This window comes from Caballeronia sp. LZ028 (genome assembly GCF_031451415.1).
Classification (GTDB): Bacteria; Pseudomonadota; Gammaproteobacteria; order Burkholderiales; family Burkholderiaceae; genus Caballeronia; species Caballeronia zhejiangensis.
In genome coordinates this window covers 50,797-63,918 of the sequence record NZ_JARUXN010000002.1, presented here as the reverse complement: position 1 = coordinate 63,918, position 13,122 = coordinate 50,797, and the positions used below count along the sequence as shown (strand labels likewise).

The 13,122-nt window shown below is 62.4% G+C and carries 15 protein-coding genes; 3 read left to right on the top strand and 12 right to left on the bottom strand.

Going from position 1 to position 13,122, the window contains the following annotated elements; genetic code table 11:
* Positions 1-9: 9 nt before the first annotated feature.
* From QCE58_RS14940 to QCE58_RS14910, 7 genes are all read right to left on the bottom strand, one after another.
* The gene (locus QCE58_RS14940; RefSeq protein ID WP_250522399.1) at positions 10-1,473 is read right to left on the bottom strand and encodes an aldehyde dehydrogenase family protein; all 1,464 of its coding nucleotides are present in this window, start codon (positions 1,471-1,473) and stop codon (positions 10-12) included.
* A gap of 90 nt (positions 1,474-1,563) precedes the next feature.
* Positions 1,564-2,559 carry a hydroxyquinol 1,2-dioxygenase gene (locus QCE58_RS14935; protein WP_250503808.1) on the bottom strand — a complete coding sequence of 332 codons (996 nt, stop codon included), beginning with the start codon at positions 2,557-2,559 and terminating at the stop codon, positions 1,564-1,566.
* A 38-nt stretch (positions 2,560-2,597) separates the two neighbouring features.
* Positions 2,598-3,089, bottom strand: a complete 492-nt coding sequence (locus QCE58_RS14930) for a hydroxyquinol 1,2-dioxygenase (RefSeq protein ID WP_250522400.1) — start codon at positions 3,087-3,089, stop codon at positions 2,598-2,600.
* A gap of 137 nt (positions 3,090-3,226) precedes the next feature.
* Complete coding sequence (locus QCE58_RS14925) at positions 3,227-3,673, bottom strand: nuclear transport factor 2 family protein (RefSeq protein WP_250522401.1); 447 nt, start codon at positions 3,671-3,673, stop codon at positions 3,227-3,229.
* Between the two features lie 23 nt (positions 3,674-3,696).
* The gene (locus tag QCE58_RS14920; RefSeq protein WP_250522402.1) at positions 3,697-4,074 is read right to left on the bottom strand and encodes a cytochrome c family protein; all 378 of its coding nucleotides are present in this window, start codon (positions 4,072-4,074) and stop codon (positions 3,697-3,699) included.
* Positions 4,071-5,795 (bottom strand): FAD-dependent oxidoreductase, encoded by a 1,725-nt coding sequence (locus QCE58_RS14915; protein WP_250437528.1) that lies wholly within the window; start codon positions 5,793-5,795, stop codon positions 4,071-4,073. Before QCE58_RS14915 ends, QCE58_RS14920 begins: the two co-directional genes overlap by 4 nt.
* A 25-nt stretch (positions 5,796-5,820) precedes the next feature.
* On the bottom strand, positions 5,821-6,693 hold the full coding sequence (locus QCE58_RS14910) for a transporter (RefSeq protein ID WP_033536889.1): 873 nt from the start codon (positions 6,691-6,693) through the stop codon (positions 5,821-5,823).
* 287 nt (positions 6,694-6,980) lie between these two features.
* On the opposite strand from QCE58_RS14910, the gene QCE58_RS14905 reads away from it, so the two are divergent.
* Together QCE58_RS14905 and QCE58_RS14900 are read left to right on the top strand one after the other, a co-directional pair.
* Positions 6,981-7,826, top strand: coding sequence for an AraC family transcriptional regulator (locus tag QCE58_RS14905; protein ID WP_250437530.1), 846 nt, complete (start codon positions 6,981-6,983; stop codon positions 7,824-7,826).
* 13 nt (positions 7,827-7,839) lie between these two features.
* A complete protein-coding gene (locus QCE58_RS14900) occupies positions 7,840-8,805 on the top strand; it encodes a LysR family transcriptional regulator (protein ID WP_008346131.1) in 966 nt (321 codons plus the stop codon).
* 6 nt (positions 8,806-8,811) lie between these two features.
* On the opposite strand, the gene QCE58_RS14895 is transcribed toward QCE58_RS14900, so the two are convergent.
* The 5 genes from QCE58_RS14895 to QCE58_RS14875 all read right to left on the bottom strand — a co-directional run bounded on the left by QCE58_RS14895 (position 8,812) and on the right by QCE58_RS14875 (position 12,276).
* Positions 8,812-9,732 (bottom strand): AEC family transporter, encoded by a 921-nt coding sequence (locus QCE58_RS14895; protein ID WP_008346134.1) that lies wholly within the window; start codon positions 9,730-9,732, stop codon positions 8,812-8,814.
* A gap of 119 nt (positions 9,733-9,851) precedes the next feature.
* Positions 9,852-10,898: a catalase gene (locus QCE58_RS14890; protein WP_250522403.1), complete on the bottom strand. Its 1,047-nt coding sequence runs from the start codon at positions 10,896-10,898 to the stop codon at positions 9,852-9,854.
* Positions 10,899-10,900: 2 nt separating this feature from the next.
* A complete protein-coding gene (locus QCE58_RS14885) occupies positions 10,901-11,377 on the bottom strand; it encodes a cytochrome c (RefSeq protein WP_309779789.1) in 477 nt (158 codons plus the stop codon).
* Entirely contained in the window at positions 11,320-11,685 is a 366-nt protein-coding gene (locus QCE58_RS14880; RefSeq protein ID WP_008346140.1) for a hypothetical protein, read from the bottom strand. The genes QCE58_RS14885 and QCE58_RS14880 overlap by 58 nt, the downstream gene beginning before the upstream one ends.
* A gap of 321 nt (positions 11,686-12,006) precedes the next feature.
* On the bottom strand, positions 12,007-12,276 hold the full coding sequence (locus QCE58_RS14875) for a hypothetical protein (RefSeq protein ID WP_239295284.1): 270 nt from the start codon (positions 12,274-12,276) through the stop codon (positions 12,007-12,009).
* A gap of 375 nt (positions 12,277-12,651) precedes the next feature.
* Here QCE58_RS14875 and QCE58_RS14870 point away from each other — a divergent pair, with 375 nt between their 5' ends.
* Entirely contained in the window at positions 12,652-13,119 is a 468-nt protein-coding gene (locus QCE58_RS14870) for a zinc-finger-containing protein (protein WP_175980297.1), read from the top strand.
* Positions 13,120-13,122 lie beyond the last annotated feature (3 nt).

Sequence of the window (13,122 nt, the reverse complement as noted above, 5' to 3'; positions counted from 1 at the left end):
CGGGTGCGCTCAACGTGGATAGTAAGGCGGAATATTGGCGTCGACATTCACCCACACCGACTTTGCCTGAGTATATTCGCGCATCACTTCGAAGCCCATCTCGCGTCCGTATCCGCTCGCGCCGACGCCACCGAAAGGCGATCCCGGACTCACGCGCTTGTAGCAGTTGATCCACACCATGCCGCTCTTCAGTTGCCGCGCGAAGAGATGCGCGCGTTGCAGATCGCGCGTCCAGAGTCCCGCGCCCAGGCCGTATTCGGTGCCGTTGGCAATCGCCAGTCCTTCTTCATCCGATCTGAACGTGCTGACGGTGACGAACGGGCCGAACACTTCCTCCTGCGCGACGCGATCGGTCGGCTTCGCCTGCACGATGGTCGGTTCGACATAGCAGCCTTTCGCGAGCCCCGCGGCGTCCGGCGACTTGCCGCCCGCGAGCACGCGACCGCCCTGCTCCCGCGCGACATCGACATACGAAAGCACGCGATCGCGATGCATCTGCGATGTGAGCGGACCCATTTCCGTAGACGGATCGAGCGGATCGCCGATGCGGATCGAGCGCGCGAGCGACGTGAAGCGTTCGAGCAAGTCATCGGCGATGGATTCGTGCACGATCAGCCGCGACGCCGCAATGCACGCCTGCCCTTGATTATGAAAGATGCCGAACGCGGAACCTTGCACGACAGCATCGAGATTCGCGTCGCCGAACACGACGTTCGCCCCTTTGCCGCCGAGTTCGAGCTGCACTTTCTTCAGATTGCCGCTCGATGCCTGCACGATCTTGCGGCCCACCGCCGTCGATCCGGTGAACGCCACCTTGCCGATCTCCGGGTGCTCCGCGATGTATTGACCCGCGACGTGACCGAGACCCGGCAGCACGTTCACGACGCCCGCCGGAAAGCCGACCTCGGCCATCAACTGCGCGATCGCGAGGCTCGACAAGGGCGTGAGTTCGGCGGGCTTCATCACGACGCAATTGCCCGCCGCGAGCGCGGGCGCCATCTTCCAGCTCGTGAACATCAGCGGAAAATTCCACGGCACCACTTGTCCGACGATGCCGACCGGTTCGCGCGTCAGATAGTTGAGAAAGCCGGCTTCGACAGGAATCACCGAGCCTTCGAACTTGTCGGCCATGCCGCCGAAATAGCGGAACGTCGCGGCCGTGCGCGGCACGTCGAGATTGCGCGTATCGCGAATCGGATGGCCGGTGTCCATCGATTCGAGGCGCGCGAGTTCATCGGCGTTCGCTTCGATCGCGTCGGCGAGTTTCAGGAGCAGGCGTCCGCGATCCGCCGCCGCCATCGCGCTCCACGCCGGGAATGCCTTTTTTGCGGCTTGAACCGCGCGATCGACATCCTCGCGGCCGGCCATCGAGACTTGCGCGATCTCGCTGTTGTCGTGCGGATTCAGTGTCGCGAGCGTTTCGCCGGACAGGGCGGCCACGAAGCGGCCGTCGATGAAGAGTTGCGTTTGCATGTCTTGCTCGTGTCGAAGATTGAAGACGAAGCGTTCCCCGCGACGCCTTTTTCAAGGCATCGTTCTTGTCGAAGGGAAACCGTAGGCGGCTTAGAACGCGACCGGATACGGCGGCAGTTCGCCGCTTTCGTAGCGCCTCGGCAGATCGGGCGTCGCGTTCTCCCAGACGAGAAGCATCGAGCGTTTCTGCGAATAACCCTTGTGGCGGATGTCGGCGGGCATCGCGGCGATATCGCCGGCGTTCATCGTGATACGCGCGCGCGGCTCGCCGGTGTCCTTGTCGGCCACATCCCAGATGATCTGATCCGACAGTTGCAGGAACCACTCGACGCGATCGTTGCCGTGAAAAACCGGCAGCACGAATTCCTCGGTCGTCGGGCAAAAGAGGCTTTGCTTGCACACGGACGTGACCGAAGGATTCCACGTCACGTCCGAACGCGACAGATACTTGAAGAGGCTGAACGCGTGCAATTGCCCTTCGAATCCAGGCTCCGCGTGAATCTCCGGCTCGTCTTGCGATACGTCCGCGAACTGGCGATTCACCGGGAAGTCGTCGCGCAACGGCGAATCGCCTTCGAGGCCCGGCATGCGCTTCGTCGCGATGCGCGTGCGGTCGATCGCCGCGATGTTGTCGCCGTGCTTGGCGCCGAATGCCGAGCCGGTTTCCTCGGGAGCCGCGAACGGATCGAAGCCTTCGTTCACCCAGTCCTTCAGGATTGCCTTGAACGTCGCCATGATGATCGGCGTTTCGAATTGCTGCGTGTAATCGACGCCCGCTTCGCGGAAGCTCGCGTTGTACGCGCCGGCATACATGTCGACCTTGCCGTAGTGATTGCGCGTGCCGATCACTTCATCGAAATTGACCCAGCCGTAGAAGAAACCCCACGCGACGTCGCGCATCATCGCGCGCAGGAAGTCGTCGGCGTGCATCTGATGCGAGCGCGTCTGTCCTTCTGCCGGCCACTTCACGGTGACGAAATACGCGTCGCGGCTGAACTCGAACTCGCCGAGCTTGAACGTGCGATAGCCGGTGGACGCATCGGGGTCGGTGGCGACGACGCTTTGCAGAAAAATGGCTTGATCCATGATGTTTTTGCTCCGAAAGATGAGAGTTCGCGGCGGCGTTACTGGATGCAGATGTCGGCCCATTTCTCGACCGATTCCGCGCCGGCAATCGTCTGCACGAGCAGCACGCCGGTCTTTCTCGCTTCGAAGCGATACGCCGCGCCCGCAGGCAGCAGCGCCTGATGTCCGCGACGCAAGCGCACGAAGCCCATCTTCTGGCCGAAGGGTTCGCCTTCGAGTTTCACCGAGCCTTCGATATCGGCGCTTACGAGCGCGCCATCTGAAGGCTTGATGAAGTGCACGTCGATCTCGCCATCGAGCGCGACGACGAATTCATCGTGCGATGCCGTGAACCACGCCGACACGCCTTCCGCGCGCAGCGTTTCGATCACGTACTTGAGGTTCTTGCCGACGACCACTTTTTCGTACGGCGCGGATTGGCTCGCCACGTCGAACACGTTGGACATCACGTAATGCGATGCCTGTCCCTTGATGATTTCGATATTGCCTTTGCGATAGTTATCGAGGCTGCCGAGTCGGGTCTGTTGCATGTCTGTCTCCATGTCCGCGGTCACGTTCGCGGTGTCGCGCTGGAATCAAGATTAGGGCGGCGAGCGCTGCGAGGCAATGAATCGAGGTTCGCGTTTGCCGAACGATGCGTGCTCGATCGCAGCCCTAGGGAAAGTACTTACTTTTGCGCGTTTTTATCCGCGAGCCACGGATAGCGCTGCGTGTCCGCGCTTTCGTAATCCGGGTCGAGATAGATGAAGCAGCGCTGGATCTTGAAGTCGCGGATCTCGAAGACATCGATCCAGCGGCCCGCGTGCGTGACGCCCGCGCGCCAGTCGACGCCGCTTTGCGTCGTGCCGTAACTCGTGCCTTCGATGACCACCGTATCGCCCTGCTGGATCACGTTCAGATACGCGAGATCGTGCTTGAACTTCGCGACGATCGAGCCGAGGTCCGCGAAGAGTTGTTCAAAGGCCGCGCGGCCTGTCGCGATGCCCCATTTGGGGAAATAGACTTCGGCGTGATCGTCGAAGAGATCGAAGAATCCTGCGCCGCGATCGAGCCTGCGCAGATATTCGAGCGCGATGGTCTTGCGCTGTTCGTCGCTCATGGTGATGGGGTTCATGCTTTAGTCTCCTGATGTCGGATTCAATGCAGCGTGCGCAGATACGCGATGATTTTTTGCCGCCGTGCTTCGTCGCCTTCGAAATAGGTCATCGCGTTGCCGGGCGCGACGGCTTGCGTGTCGGTGAGCCACGCGTCGAGCAGCTTGTCGTCCCAGACCTTGCCCGACGCGGCCGCCTTCATGCCCGCCGAATACTTGAATCCGGGCTCCGATGCCATCGGCTTGCCGACGATGCCGAAGAGATTCGGCCCTTGTCCGTTGGGTTCGCCCTTGCCGAAGGTGTGGCACACGGCGCAGTTGTTCGTCGTGAGTTTCTTGCCGATCGCGACGCTGTCCTGCTGCGCATGTGCCGCAGAACTGGCGAGCGCGAATATCGTAATTAAGTTAGCCATCCGAATCATGATTGACCTCCATTGGCTGATTGCGCCGCGCGATACGCGAACGCGATGATCGGTCCGAGCGTGCCGCCGCCCGCCCAGTAAGCACGCGCGGACGCCGACGCCACGCAATTGCCCACGCCGTACAAACCCTTGATCGGCTCGCCGCGCGTATCGAGCACTTGCCCATGCGAATTGGTCTTCGGACCGCCTTTGGTATCGAGATTGCCTGCGACGATGAGCGCCGCGTAATACGGTCCTTTGGCCGAGAGCGGATACATCGTCTCGTTCTTCTGATCGGCTTTCTTCGATACGGGTCCGTTGAAGAGCTTCTCGACGATGCGCTCGCCGCGATGGAAGTCCTGATCCACGCCCGTCTTCGCGAAGCCGTTGAAACGCTTGATCGTCGCGTCGAGACTGCGCACGAAGTCGTCGCTCAACGTGGCGCTACCGAGCGCGCTCTGGTACTTCGCCATGCGTTCGCGAATCGCGCCCGCCAGTTCCGCAAGCGTGTTGCCGCGCAGTACGTGCCGGTCGTTCGATCCCTTGGGAACGATGAGGCTGCCGTAGTCATCGCTTGCGCAATGCTCCTGCGCCTGCTGATCCCAGATGGAAACGAGCGTGAGATTCGGATACTCGCCCTTCGCGCCGTCCCATTCGGAGAACGCCGCACAGACCTCGTTGTATGCGAGCTTCTCGTTCACGACGCGCTTGCCGTACTTGTTCACGTAGAGCATCGAATCGCCCGTCGGCGTGAAGATGCCGGACAGCGAGCCATCCTTCGCGATGGCCTTGTCGAGCGAGATCGGCGCCATCCACGAGTAGTTCATGTTGCGCAACTGCACGTCGAGCGCGCTGGAAATCCGCACGAAATCGCCTTCGTTGGTTGGCGCTGCACAACCACCATACACCGCGCCGTGCAGGAAGTTCTTGCGCAACTCGGGATCGTGCGTGAAGCCGCCGGTCGCGAAGATCACCGCCTTCTTTGCGCGCACGCGAAAGAGCGTGCCCTCTTCCGTCAGCGATTCGACGCCGATCACCGCGCCCGTTTCATCGACGAGCACTTTCTGCACGCGATAACCCGTCTTGATGTCGATGCCGTCTCGGCGTGCTGCCGCGCTCATCGTGCGGATCGCGACGCGGCCGCCGTCCGACATGCTCGGCAAGCCGTCTTTAGGAAACAGCACGCGGCCGCGCGGCGCCTTGTCTTCGGGCAACTCGGCCCAGTAATCCGGCACCGCGCCTTCATGCCGATACGGCAGCGCGCCCTTGCTCGCGAGCAACTCCGCCGCCGGCGATGCGCTGTCGTAGATCGCCTCGCACATCTCGTACTCCCAGTCGGACAGACCGAGCTTCGGCAACGACGGATCGTATTGCTCGGGCCGCGACAGACGCGCGACATAGCGCATGTAATCAGGCTTCGGATCGGCGATGCCCGCGCGGCGCATCGGCTGGTTGTTCGGCACCCAGTACCAGAACGCGGCCTTCGCGGCCGTGCCGCCGACGCTGCCTGCCTTCTCGAGAATCACGACGCGGTTTCCCAGCCAGCGCGAGAACAGCGCGCACGGCAATCCGCCGCCACCGCCGCCGCACACGACCACGTCATACTCCGCGTCGAACTTGACATCGCTCGCCGCGCGCGCCGTGAGCGACACCGCGCCGAACGCCGCCGCCGCCGTTCCTGCGCCAGCGGCCTTGATGAAGCTGCGCCGCGATGCGGCAGAAAGCTTGTTCGTCTCACTCATGTTTGTCTCCATCGTTTGAATGTGCTCACCAGTAGTGCCACGCCTGCACGAGAATTCCGTTGGTGAGCGTGGTGTTGCGGCCCGAAACCGAGTGTTGGTATTGGATCGAAAGCTGGTCGTACATCTTCTGGTGCAGGAACGGCAGGCTATTCGGTTTGAACTGGAACAGCACGCCGAGTCCCACGGTCGTTTCGCGGCTCGCGCTGTTGGAAAGCGGCATCCCCGCCGTCTGATTGAAGGTGCCCCCGCTCGTCTGATAGTCGAGGCCGACGAAAGGAATCGCGAAGGGGTTGTCGGGCGGCGAGATGCTGTAGCCGACACGCAAATTCAGATGGAACGTGTTGCCCGGGCTCAGATCGTCCTGACCCGAGCGCAGCGTGCGTCCGCGCAGAATGCCGCCGAGCAGGAGGTCTACGTTCAGGTGTCCGTACCAGTCGTCATAGAAGACTGACGGCCAGAACGACCACGTATTCGTCGATACCGCGTTCTGCCCGACGGGCACTTGTACATAGGTCTGAAAGCCGAGCGTCGTCGCGGGCGCGGGGTTGTACCAGACGAGCCCGCCGACGAGCGGATCGCCAATGCCGCTTGCCGAGAATTGCGAGCCCTGCGTGCGGATCGCGGGCACCGTAATGCTCGCGTTGAAGCCGACATGCGGCAGCGACGGCACTTTCCAGTAGTGGATGAACGTCGATAGCCCGACGAAGGTGTTCGTGCCCGGACCCGCGACCTGATTGCCGTGTGAATCGAATGCGCGGCTGTCGTGATTCCATTCGAGGTTCTGGCCGAAGGAATCATAAGTGCCTTCGAAGTCGCTGCTGAACTGCCACGTTTGCGGACGGTCCGTCGCGAAGGGAATGCCCGACGCGTGGGCCATCGTGCAGGTTGCGCCAAGCATGGCGAGCGCGCATGCGTGACGTCGTCGTATCTTTGATTTCGGGTGCCGCATTTGCATCGTCGTCTCCGGTCGTTCGTGTCGTATGAGCGAACGTTACGAAGGCGCGGCGTATCGGTCTTTCAGGTTTCGGAAATTACAGATTCCGGCGGATGCGGGTTTACACCACGCACAAAGCACGCACGCGGCGTTCGCAAACGGCGACCCATCGCGCGTGCAAGAGCTTTGCGCTCGCATCTATACTCGCGTGGACAGCGGCATCGAAAGCCGCGAGAAAAGGAGACGTAACGATGAGCGCCATTGCAGCGCCCGCTCGCATCGACCGCTTCAGCAAGCTCGCGGGCGTTCCGGGACTCGAATACTGCATCTCGGGCCCGCGACCTTATTCGCTGGAATTGAGCAATTCGTCAGACATGATCTGCCTGCTGCTCGGCACGATCGTCTCCGATACGCGCTACGACGACGGCCCCGCCGCGCCCTTCACGTTTCGCGCGGAAACGGCCGCGTATCATCCGCGCGGCGGCAGCATGCGTATCGACGCGCACGATGTGCGGCATGGCTTCATCGCGTTTCGATATGCCGATGCGTTCGTGGACCGCATCGCCGATCGCAACGCGGAACCGTTGCGTCGCGCGGGCAGCCGCAGCAATCTCGACGCCGATCCGATCCGTCATCTCGTGCGCTATGCGCGTCAGAAAGCGCATGACGGATCGGGCAAGATCGATCCGTGGGAACTGCAGTGCGTCGCTACGCTCGCGTGGATCGAGACGACGCGTCATCTCGAACGCGCCGCGCGCGAACGTAAATCGGCGCTGACGGACGCTACATTCGCAACGCTCGCAGCTTATGTCGCCGACAACATCGATCAGAACCTGTCCTGCGCGGATATCGCCGCCGAGCTCGATCTGCCCGTGCGCGCGGTCTTCGATGGCGTGAAGGCGCGTACCGGTTATTCGCTCTATCGCTATGTGCTGGAGAAGCGCATCGGCGCCGCTGCGCGCATGTTGCGCGCGGACGATGCGCCGCTTGTCGATATCGCCGCCGCGTGCGGATTTTCGTCGCAGCAACACATGACGGCGCTCTTTTCGAAACGGCTCGGAACCACGCCACTGCGCTATAGAAAAGCCGCGGGATAAGCCAGGAGGAAGCATGGACCTCTTCATGTCGATGGAGGCCTTCGTTCGCGCAGCCGAAGCGCAGAGTTTCGCGAGCGCGGCGCGGCAGCTCGGCGTGGCGAAATCGGTTGTCACGTCGCGTGTGAAGCAACTCGAGGAGCACTTCGGCGTCGCGCTGTTTCATCGCTCGACGCGTGCCGTGCGGCTTTCGGAAGTCGGCGAATCCTACTATCAGGATTGCCTGCTGCTCGTGTCGAAAGTGAACGAGCTGTCGGGACGCGCGATTCCCGAAACGCAATCGCTCTGTGGCACGCTCAACGTTCATGTCTTGCCCGGCTTCGCGCTCGGACACTTTTCGCAGGCGCTGATCGCGTTTCGCGAGGCGCATCCGCGCATCGAGTTCGTCGTGACGGTGAACGATCGCGTGATCGATCCCGTGCAGGAAGGCTTCGATCTCGCTCTGCAGATTTATCCGCCCGCGTCGAACCTGCTCGTCGAGCGCAAGCTCTTTCCGGTGCGCGGCGTATTGTGCGCGACGCCCGCGTATCTCAAGGAAGAGCCTGCGATCGAGACGCCGCTCGATTTGCTGCGTCACGATTTCGCGCGTTACGCGCACTATCCGTGGGGCGACAACTGGCCGCTCATGAAGGGCAACGAGTGCTATGAGATCGCGCTCAACGCGGTCCTTAAAACCAATAGCGTGCATCTGCTGCTCGAGTTCGCGCGCGCGGGCGCGGGCGTCGTCTATCTGCCGACGATGGTCGCCGCGAGCGATCTGCTCGAACGCCGTCTCGTGCGCGTGCTGCCCGATTACGCTGCGCCGCCGTTGTGGCTGTCCGCGGTGTATCCGACTTCGCATCGTTCAACGACCAAGGTGAAAGCGTTCGTCGACTTCCTGCGCGAGCGCTATCTGAGCGAGCCGCAATGGGACAAGGCACTCGGCATTTCGCCGCCCGATGACGAAGAGCGCAACGTCGACGAAGAACTCGGCGACGTGTGATCGCAACTAGAGCACGTAGAGCCACGCGAGCAAGGTGACGATCGAAAAGAGCGTGGTCATCGAGATGACCGCGCCGACCACGCCCTTCTCGACGTCGTATTCCGAAGCAAGCACGTATGCGCTTTTCGCGGTCGGCACGGCGGCGCACACGACCGCGGCGATGGTCGCGTCGTGACCGAGTCTTGTCGCGAGGCACAGCGCGTACACGACGAGCGGCACGATCGCGAGCTTGAGCGCGGTCAACAGCGCGTAGAGATTGACGCGTCCGCGCAACTCGTCGAGCGTGAGATCGAGACCGATCGCGAAGAGCGCGCATGGCGTCAGTGCTTCGCCGAGTATCGTGAGAAACGATGCGACAGGAACCGGCAGCGTCAATCCGACGACGGACCACAGCAGTCCGCAAATCGTCGCGAGAATGACGGGATTGGTCGCGATCTGCCGAACGAGCGCGGTGACATCGATCTTGCGCGATGCATCCATCCGGCCGATCTCGACCAGCACGACAAGCACAGGAAACATGATCGCGCCGACGAACACCGTCGCGACCGCCGCCGCGAGCACGCCGGGCTTGCCGTAGAGCGTCTTCAGGATCGGCAGCGCGACGAAGCCGGTGTTGGTCATCGCGACGGCAGCGGCGAGCATCGCAGCGGATGCGAGACTCGCGCCGCGCACGATGCGCGCGACGAGCAACACGGCGGCGAAGCAGATCATCGAGCCGCCGCCGAACGCCGCGAGAAAGCGCCATTCGAGCAGCGAGCGAAGCGACTCGTCGGCGATGGTCAGAAAGACCAGCGCGGGCATCGCGACGTAATATGCGAAGCGCATCAGGGAAGGCGCGAGCGCATGCGGCATGTAGCCCGACACGCGCGCCACCCATCCGGTGAGAATGATGGCAAAGATCGGAAGGATCATGCCGGCAAGATGCATGGCGGACTCCGATATCGATGCAGCGCCCGGCGCGAGCGCTCGCTGCTGAAATGGGCATCATTATCGGAGAAAAACGTCGCGCGACGTGCGATCTTGCGCAGCCGCGCGACGCTCGTCCGCTAGCGTGCGGCCAGCAACGCTCTCGCTTCCTCGCTCGACAGCACGCCTCGCTCCTCGCGATTCGCGGCGCTCGCCGCGTAGACATCCTTGCGTGCGTGCGTGATGCCGAGCGGCGCGAAGCCGTTGGCCGGATTGAACGCGAGCCGTTCGATACGCGCTTCGTCGTCGACGGATGGCGGTGCATCGATTTCGAGTTCGCCGATGGTCACTACATCCGACTTCCACGCGATGGATGCATCGTTGACGGGCGTCGTTTCTTCATCGACGAAGAATTGCACGCCGAGTTGCCACTTGACCGGACCTTGCTCCAGACGATTGCAGATATCGGCGCGCAGATAGTTGTCGCCATGACGCTCGGCGTTCGTCCCCGAGGACGTCGACGGATGCGGATGCAGCGAATACTTGATCGCCGCCTGCCCTAGTTGCACGACCGATCCCCAGTAATGCTCCGTCGCCAGGCTGTCGACGTGATGCACTCTGGTTTCCTTGAAAAGGATCGCCAGAATGCGCGCGCCCTCGACGGGCCCGAGTCTTGCCATCATCATCTCGCGCAAGCCCTGCGCGATCCCGCTCACCGTGCCTTCCGCAAGCAACGCGACGATGATATCGGCGACCGCCATGAACTGAGCGGGGTCGCGCGCATGTGAGCGACCGCCTTCGTTGGTCATCAGCAGATCGGTTTCGGCGCCCTCTTCCGTGAAGAACTTGAGCGCGATGCCGCGAACGTCCGGCGACGTGTCCGGCTGCGGACACGGCTGTCCGTTGGAGATGCGGCATGCGGCGCGATACGTCGCCGGGTGCTTCGCGAAGGGGCCGAATCGCGCGGCATCCGGAATATCATCAGCTATCCGAAGCAATCCGAAAGCGCCGAGCAATGACTTCTGATGTTGCGCTCGATCGACCTGTCCGTTCAGCCCCGTGTGTTTGCTCGCGGCCAGCTTCGTCTGCTGCGCGCCGATCGCCGTGACGAGCATCGCGAGCGTGGCGGCGTCATCGAGCTTGTCGGTCCAGCCGGCGCCGTCGCCGGCGGATTGAGGGGAGTTCACGATCAACCTCCGTTCGCGCCGTGAGTGATAGCGCGCTGTTTAAGTGTAGGTGCGTCAGCTGACTCGTCTGACTCACGCGCTGGCACCGCGCCTGCCGCAATGCTGCCGTCGGCGCGCGCCGCGAAGTAGCGATAGATCGCGTCGATGTGATTCTCGATCAGCGCGTTGCCGCGATAGGCCGGCATACCCAACGGCGGATTGCCGTCGAGAATCGCGGCGATGAAGCGCTCGCGGCTCTGCGTGCGCGCAAAGCCGACGATCGACGGCGCGGCGAGTCCTTCATGATCCTTGCCATGGCAGCGCGCGCAGTCGGCGACGCGCACGGCCCGCCATGCATCGATCAGCGAGTTGTCGGCTGCGGCCGCTGCGTGAGCATGGGCGACCAGCCAAACGCCGACGATGCCGGCAAGCGCTGCGCGAATCAATGATTGCGTCCTGAGATTCGGCCGACGTACTTCCATCCCTGATCGCGTATCCATACGTAAGTGAAGCCCGTTGGACCGTCGATGAACACGGTCATCGGCCGCTCGCCCGCCGACGCTTCCTTTTGCGGTTCCGTCGACGCCTGCGTGATGCGCGCTTCCGTCGGCTTCAGGTTCGCATCGCGATCGTCGAGGCGCCAGCCGTCGTCATCGGCGTAAATGAGGCGTGACGTTCCGCCCGTTGGCGTCTGAACCGTGAACGCGAGCGGATCGGCGTCGGTCGCGGCAGTCGCGGCGAAGGTGCTGGCGCACGTGAGCATCGTGATCGCGAGGAACGTCGCACGCTTTGTCTGATGGGATCTCATTTCGGATACCTCCTTACGGGCCGCGCGGTCGCGGCTGTCCAGATGGGCTTATGCATAGAGAACGAACGTGGCCTCGACGAATGTGAAGCCCGGAGATCCGCGTGGCTGACTATTTGATTTCGCTGCGGTCAAGAGTCTGTCGTGTGGGAGCATCGCCACGCGGGGCCGATGAGCGGCCGTCTTTTGATGGGCTCAACTATCGACCGAACGATCGTCTGGAAAAACCATGCATCGGGAGGAATTCAGCCCCGCCATTGGGGGACTGCGAAATGGAACGAGGATCGAATTCGTCGAAGGCGTCCCCGCCGCCTTCGCACATTGCTACTGGCCGCTATAGATGTTGCAGCTCAGGCCCGGCGTGCAGAGTTGCATCGTGCTGCCCGTCCAGGCATCGCGCGATGCGCTGCCGGACTTGCTCGTCGACATCGCTCCGCCATAGCTGGAATCGTTCGTTGCCGTGCTGCCGTCTTGCGCATTCTGCTGCGCGGTGCTGCCTTGGGCCGGCGCCATCTGCATGTTCTGCGTTTGCGCGACGGCGCTCATCGCGAAGACGCTTGCGGCCGATGCGGCCAATAGAAGAGTTGCTCTCATCGCCATCACCTTCTTGAGTCAAGAAACCGATTGAGGACTGCAAGCCTGCGACGAACTCGCGGGCACGCATGCTGGGACCCGGTTTCGAGCGCGAAACGCCGCGCCTTCCGGGCTTCTGATGGAACTTGAGGATGGGGCTTGTAAGCCCCGAAAGCGCGTGGCGGGTAGCACGCACTCCTACCCTATACCGCGGATCGGAAAAGTAAATTCCCGATCCGCGGTTTCCTTGGCCGGCGCGCATGGCAGCATCTGCGCGAACGCGCTTGCTTAAGCAGATTGCGATATCGCGGCATGCATCGAGCTTTCAATCGCGTGGCGTTTCGAAGACGATGCACGGTTTTGCTATATTGGATTTCCCGCCCGGGATTTTCGACGATGCGTGTCGGCCGACCTGTCAAACCTCTGCCTCATCCGAATTGCGATTACTGCGGCGCGCCCGCGACCCTGACGCGCGCGGGCGACGAGGCCTATCCGTATCGCGAAGACCACGGCCCGCTCTGGTTGTGCGCCGATTGTCAGGCGTGGATCGGCATCTTTCCACGCAGCACGCGTAACGTCCCGCTCGGCCGTCTCGCCGATGCCCGCTTGCGCGATCTCAAAGTGAAACTGCACGCCGTTCTCGAACCGCTCGTGCAGGCGAAGGTCCGGCGCGACGGCTGCAATGTTTTCGAGGCGCGCTCCAAGGGCATGAAGTGGCTCGCGCAGGCGATCGGCGTCGAGCCGGAGAAATGCAGCATCCACACGCTGGACGCCGATCAATGCGAGCGCGCGATCGCCGTCGTCGAACATTTTGAACAGGAACGCGCCCGGCACCCTTCAGATTCGACGATCGATGAACGTTAACCT